This is a genomic window from Streptomyces spongiae (genome assembly GCF_009377185.1).
GTDB classification, from domain to species: domain Bacteria; phylum Actinomycetota; class Actinomycetes; order Streptomycetales; family Streptomycetaceae; genus Streptomyces; species Streptomyces spongiae.
Genome location: NZ_VJZC01000814.1, coordinates 1 through 3,492 on the forward strand (window position 1 = coordinate 1; position 3,492 = coordinate 3,492).

Sequence of the window (3,492 nt, forward strand, 5' to 3'; positions counted from 1 at the left end):
CACTCCGGCTGCCCTTACCCCCGCAACCGCTCCCCCGCCGCCGCCACCTGCTCGGGGCTCAGGAGCGCCGGGGTCAGTCCCGGCACGGAGGACGCGGTGAGCCAGACGCGGCACATCCACTCCAGTTGGGCCGTGCGGTCGTACGCCTCGGAGAGGGTGGATCCGTATGTGAGCGTGCCGTGGTTCTGGAGGATGCAGGCTGTGCGGCCCGCCAGGGCCCGCAGCATTTTCTCGGCCAACTCCCCCGTGCCGTAGGTCGCATACGGGGCAACTCGGACCGCTCCCCCGAGAGCGGCGGACATGTAGTGGATCAGCGGCAGTTCCCGTACGAGCGTGGAGACGGCCGTCGCGTGGACGGCGTGGGTGTGGACGACGGCGCGGGCGCCGGTGGCGCCGTAGACCGCCAGGTGCATGGGGAGTTCGCTCGTCGGGCGGAGGGAGCCGAGGACCTGGCGGCCGTCGAGGTCGACACCCACGACGTCGTCGGGCGCCAGCCGGTCGTAGGGCACTCCCGTGGGCGTGACCAGGACCGTGTCGCCGACGCGTACCGAGACGTTGCCCGACGTGCCGACGACCAGACCGTCGGCCACGGTCCGGCGGGCCGTCGCGACGAGTTCGTCCCACGCCCGCGCCACGTCGTCCGGCACACCCCGCCCCAGTACCGCACGCGCATCCTCCGCGTCCGCGCTCGCGTCCCGCGCGTCTCCCGAGCCCCATCCCTGATCAGCCATACCTCGATCCTGACAGGCGCGCGGCCGGGGCGGTGCCGGGCGGGGTGAGTGTAGGCCGGAAGGACTGCCTCCGGCAGCACCCTTATCAGGACACATCGCCCCGGGGGAGCGATTGGCCAGTGATCGCCCGTGTTTCAGCGATCTTCCAGTAGCCTCTGGACGATTTGCCGCACACGTCGCCATTCCGGGGGGAAACATGGCCTGTGACCACAAACCGACCCGTCGCCGTCACCGCGTCATAGCGGCATCGGTGGCGACGCTCGCGATAGGGGGGACCGCATTCGTCGAGATTCCGGTCTCGGCCGCGGGCAAGCCCAGGGGACACGACGTCTCCTCGCACCAGAAGAACGTGAACTGGTCGAAGGCGAAGTCGAAGGGCGCGAGGTTCGTCTACGTCAAGGCGACCGAGTCCCACACCTACCGCAACCCGTACTTCAGCCGGCAGTACAACGGCTCCCGCACCGTGGGACTGGTCCGCGGCGCCTACCACTTCGCGGTGCCCGACAAGTCGTCAGGCCGCACCCAGGCCGTGCACTTCGTGCGCAACGGCGGCGCCTGGCGCGCGGACGGCTGGACGCTGCCGCCGGCGCTCGACATCGAGTACAACCCGTACGACAAGAAGAAGAAGTGCTACGGCCTGAGCAGGACCAGGATGGTCAACTGGATCAAGGCCTTCAGCAACGAGGTGAAGCGGCAGACCGGCCGCCGACCGGTGATCTACACGACCACCCACTGGTGGAAGGCCTGCACCGGCAACAGCAGGACCTTCGGGTCGAACCACGCGCTGTGGCTTGCGCGTTACAGCTCGGCGGGGGCGGGTGAACTCCCCGGGGGCTGGACGTTCTGGACGATCTGGCAGCACGACAACGGCAGCGGGGCCCTGCCGGGTGACCAGAACGTGTTCAACGGGTCTCTGACCCAGTTGAAGAGGTTCGCGAAGGGCTGAGAGCTCCATGGAATCTGCGGGCCGGTGGGGGCTTGTCGCGCAGTTCCTCGCGCCTCTTACGGGGCGCGAGGCCCCACCGGAAGGTATACAGAACGTATGCGGAGCACAACGGTCCGCATACGTTCGAACCCCTGGCCGCCCGGGCACTCATCCCTCGCCACAAACGGAATGTCAGCAACCCGATCGATACATCCCTCGGTCCAGCCCAGTTCATCTTCCGTTCACCCAGGTTGCCTACGGTCAACACGCCACTGACGTCCAAAAGAAGCCCGGGTAAATGGAAAACTTCTCGCTGATCCTCGCGATCGTGGTGATCACCGCGCTCGCGTTCGATTTTACGAACGGTTTCCACGACACCGCCAACGCGATGGCCACCACCATCTCGACCGGCGCGATGAAGCCCAAGGTCGCGGTGGCCATGTCCGCCGTGCTCAACCTTGTCGGCGCCTTCCTCTCCATCGAGGTCGCAAACACGATCTCCAAAGGTCTCGTCGACGAGACGGGCATACGACCAGAGGTGATCTTCGCCGCGCTCGTCGGCGCGATCCTCTGGAACCTGCTGACCTGGCTCGTCGGACTGCCCTCCAGTTCGTCGCACGCCCTCATGGGCGGTCTGATCGGCGCGACCATCGCCTCGGCCGGCATGGGCGCGGTGCACGGTGACGTCCTCGTCACCAAGGTGCTGATCCCCGCCGTCGCGGCGCCGCTGGTCGCGGGCATCGCCGCGATGATCGCCTCACGGCTGACGTACACACTCGGCAAGAACGCCCACGACAAGGCCACGACCAAGGGCTACCGCGCCGGCCAGATCACCTCGGCCGGCCTGGTCTCGCTGGCCCACGGCACGAACGACGCCCAGAAGACGATGGGCATCATCACCCTGGCCCTGGTCGCCGGTGGTGCGGTCGCCCCCGACTCCGACCCGCCGGTCTGGGTCATCCTCTCCGCCGGTCTCGCCATCGCGCTCGGCACCTACCTGGGCGGCTGGCGCATCATCCGCACGATGGGCAAGGGCCTGACCGACCTTCAGCCGCAGCAGGGCTTCGCCGCCCAGACCAGCGCGGCCACGGTCATCCTGGCCTCCTCCCACCTCGGCTTCTCCCTCTCCACCACGCACTCGGTCTCCGGTGCCGTGATGGGCGCGGGCCTCGGCCGCAAGGGCGGTGTGATCCGCTGGTCCACGGCCACCCGTATGTTCGTCGCCTGGGGCCTGACCCTCCCGGCCGCGGCCCTCGTCGGCGCGCTGGCCGAGTGGGTGACCTCCTTCGGCGCCTGGGGCACGACGCTGGTCGCCGTCTTCCTCGTCGCGTCCAGCATCGCGATCTGGCTGCTGTCGCGCCGCGAGGTGGTCGACCACACCAACGTCAACGACACCGCCGAGCCCGCCGGCGTCGTGACCACGGCCATGGCGGCGGTCACCCCGCCTCCGGCCGGCACGCGCACCGACGACGACCTCACGGCCGCCGTTCCCGCCACCGCCGACACCCCGGCGAAGTCGTCGGCGTCCGCTCTCTGAGCAAGGAAGACACACCACCATGCACATCGACTGGGCAGCCCTCGGCTCCGTCTTCGGAGTCAGCCTCGTGGTCACCGTGGCCCTCGTCGGCCTCTTCACCCTCGGCATCGTCGGCCTCTCCAAGCGCGAGACGGCCACGGCCTCCGGCAACTCGGCGGCTCTCGCCACGACGGCGGCGTACGCGTGCTTCGCCGCCTGCGCGGCGGCGGTGGCGTACGGGATCTATCTGATCGTGGCCTGACACAGGATCTACGCGAGCAGACAACGAGTGGGGTGCGGGACGGTGATCCGTCCCGCAC

4 protein-coding genes are annotated in these 3,492 nt (G+C 68.8%); 3 read left to right on the forward strand and 1 reads right to left on the reverse strand.

The features are described from left to right. Positions 1-14: 14 nt before the first annotated feature. Entirely contained in the window at positions 15-731 is a 717-nt protein-coding gene (locus tag FNH08_RS47175; RefSeq protein ID WP_152778035.1) for a class II aldolase/adducin family protein, read from the reverse strand. A gap of 196 nt (positions 732-927) precedes the next feature. Between FNH08_RS47175 and FNH08_RS47180 the strand changes: the two genes are divergently transcribed. The 3 genes from FNH08_RS47180 (at position 928) to FNH08_RS47190 (ending at position 3,434) form a co-directional block, all read left to right on the forward strand. Further along, positions 928-1,677 (forward strand): lysozyme, encoded by a 750-nt coding sequence (locus FNH08_RS47180; RefSeq protein WP_152778037.1) that lies wholly within the window; start codon positions 928-930, stop codon positions 1,675-1,677. Positions 1,678-1,954: 277 nt separating this feature from the next. Then, entirely contained in the window at positions 1,955-3,193 is a 1,239-nt protein-coding gene (locus FNH08_RS47185; protein WP_152778039.1) for an inorganic phosphate transporter, read from the forward strand. 19 nt (positions 3,194-3,212) lie between these two features. Then, entirely contained in the window at positions 3,213-3,434 is a 222-nt protein-coding gene (locus tag FNH08_RS47190) for a hypothetical protein (protein WP_152778041.1), read from the forward strand. Positions 3,435-3,492 lie beyond the last annotated feature (58 nt).